Consider the following 2,705-nt stretch of genomic DNA (forward strand, 5'->3'; position numbering starts at 1 on the left):
TTTGTTTTTCCTTGCCTCGAATGTCAACTTCCTGTTAGAGGATGTTTGTAAAATCTAATTTATTACTAGCCTTGGCGATTATAAGTCGTGCACCAGTTGTTCATGGGTAAACCCCCCTTATCTACGGGACGCTACGCGAATGTTTGTGTAGTAGCGATTTCTATCCGCGCAATACTTTTCAAACATCCTCTTAGGATAAATTTCTCGGTTCTATCGCTCCCCTGATCCTAAAGTGACTTACGCTATTATTAAATACCAAGCTGGAAAACTGCAAAACCCGTTCTGCATAAGGATAATAGGTTTAAAAAAGCATGGATTTAATATTAGGAACCATAAAGGGAGCGATAGAGCCTATTTTTATCTGTTGGCTTTTGATTTCCTCTCAGCACATGATTACAAAGTATATGTAAAATCTTCTACCAGCATACCTGGAACTAAACTACCTCCAAGTTGGCGACTGTCATAAGTTCCTACTTCGGGAATAAATTCTTGAAAAGTAGTCAAATCTATTAGATTTTCTCCCCAAAAGCGATAGAGACTTTCGTCAAAACGTAAGTTTTCAATGGGTGCGATAATTTCTCCATTTTCTACCCAAAAACAAGCATAACGAGTCATACCTGTGATTCTACCAGTGTGGCGATCGCTCCAATTCAAGTAATGTAAATTTGATACATATAATCCTGTATCTAAACTCGGAAGAATCTGCTCAAATCCTAAATTACGAGTACTCACTTCTGGCGCTCGTAAAGTCTCTGAACCATTAGCACCGTTAGCAATTTTTTGATATTCCTTAGCAGTTCGAGAATTCACCAGAGTATTTACCAAATATCCTTTTTCTATTACAGGTAACTCCGGTGCTGCCATTTCTCCCAATTCATTAAATCGCGGCACTAATCCCCGCTGAAAATTTTCTTTTAAACTAAATCTTGGAGAAAGTTGTTTTTCTTGACGCCATAAAGCAGCTAAAGCACTATTTCCTTGTTGGATATCAGCTTCGCTCACAGCTCCCCAAGAAAGCATCAATAATAAATCTGCAACAGCAGCAGGTGCAAAATAAGTTTTGTACTGTCCACGTGGCAGTTCTTTAGTTGGGTGAGCAAGCAATTCTAGTTGTTTTTTAGCTTCGCTAATTTTGGCGATATATGTAGATTCATTCCAATCACTCCCGGCAAATGTACGCTTAACAGCTTGTCCAGATGGAGAAAATAGAGAATAATCTAAGGTAAAAGAATCAGTAGAAAACCAGTGTTTTTGACCGCTAGAATCACCATAAGCTTTAATTACTACTCCCCCTGCATATATCCCTGTAAAATCCAATTCAGCAACTAGTTCTAGGACAGTTGGAACTACTGCCTCAGCCGCCAATAAATTTCCAGAATGTATTTCTCGACTGATATTAGTTCCTGATGGCAAAACTAGATATGGATCGATGGGTAGTAGAATAAGTTCGTCACGTAGTTCTTGCAAAGCAGTATATGCTAATTGCCAGTCTACCTCCCAATTCCCAGTAAAGGGAAACTGCCGAACACTGTTGCGCTGATTTTGCATCAAAGTCAGTTCGATCCAACCATCAGCAACACAACCAGTTTGTCGCACTTTTGCATGATTAAAACGAGTAAATTGACTTATTTCACTGCTAAGTCTCACAGTGAATTGTTCATCTTCTGCTTTTTTAATCAGCAGAGTTTCAATCAGTCGATTAAAGCTGACTTCTAACCCAGATAATTCCTCAATTTTCATAGATATTAAATATTAATAGGGAATAGGGAGAAAGTTAGGAGTTAGGAGTTAGGAGTTAAAAGAATTTTTCTAAGTAGCTGGCGTAAATAAATTAAAGTTTGTAGTAAGGACTTTAGTCCTGATAATCCTTTTTTTGAGCGATGAATCGCTTACTACGAGCTAGAATTTTATTTGATGTTTAATTATGCCGATCTACTTAATTCAAAACTCCTAACTCCTAACTATTGTATTTTTCAAGTTCCTCCACCAAAAACTTCGACATTAGCAAATACACAGACAGGTGAACCGTGTCCTACCCAAATGGCCTGATTTGGTTCTCCTTTGCCACAATAAGGAGTACCATACATTTGCCAGTTTGTGGCATCTCCGACTTTAATTAAACTATGCCAAAACTCTGGTGTTGTGGCGCGGTAATTTGGATTACGAAGGGTTTTGGTGAGTTTGCCATTTTCAATTAATTTAGCGTACTCACAACCAAATTGGAATTTGTAGCGGCGATCGTCAATTGACCAAGAACGGTTAGATTCCATGTAAACGCCGTGTTCTATCCCACCAATAATGTCTTCAAAAGTGCCGTTTAAAGGCTCTAAATTCAAGTTACCCATGCGATCGATCGCTGGTCGATTCCATGAGCAAGCACGGGCACAGGCAACTCCTGCTACACCTGCTCTTGCTTGACTCTCTAGACTGCCTAAACCCCGTTGCAGTACACCTTTTTTAACCAAATACTCCCGTGTCGCTACAGCACCGGTATCATCAAAGCCATAGCTAGAAAATTCACCAGGCACGGTAGGATCAAAGGTAATGTTCATCAAAGGCGAACCATATACTAGGTTGCCAAAATCGCTTTTATTAACAAAGCTGCCCCCAGCATAGTTACGCTCATCTCCCAAAATTCGGTCAATTTCTAGGGGATGCCCAACACTTTCATGGATTTGCAGCATCATTTGATCTGGAGCTAAAAC

2 protein-coding genes are annotated in these 2,705 nt (G+C 39.5%); both read right to left on the reverse strand.

The genetic code is table 11. The features are described 5' to 3' along the window. Positions 1–393: 393 nt before the first annotated feature. On the reverse strand, positions 394–1,740 hold the full coding sequence (locus tag IQ229_RS23085; RefSeq protein ID WP_194047759.1) for a TldD/PmbA family protein: 1,347 nt from the start codon (positions 1,738–1,740) through the stop codon (positions 394–396). Positions 1,741–1,973: 233 nt separating this feature from the next. Further along, positions 1,974–2,705: TldD/PmbA family protein (locus tag IQ229_RS23090; RefSeq protein ID WP_194047761.1), on the reverse strand; the 732-nt coding region annotated here is incomplete at its 5' end.

It is taken from the genome of Nostoc cf. edaphicum LEGE 07299, assembly GCF_015207245.1.
GTDB lineage: Bacteria > Cyanobacteriota > Cyanobacteriia > Cyanobacteriales > Nostocaceae > Nostoc > Nostoc edaphicum_B.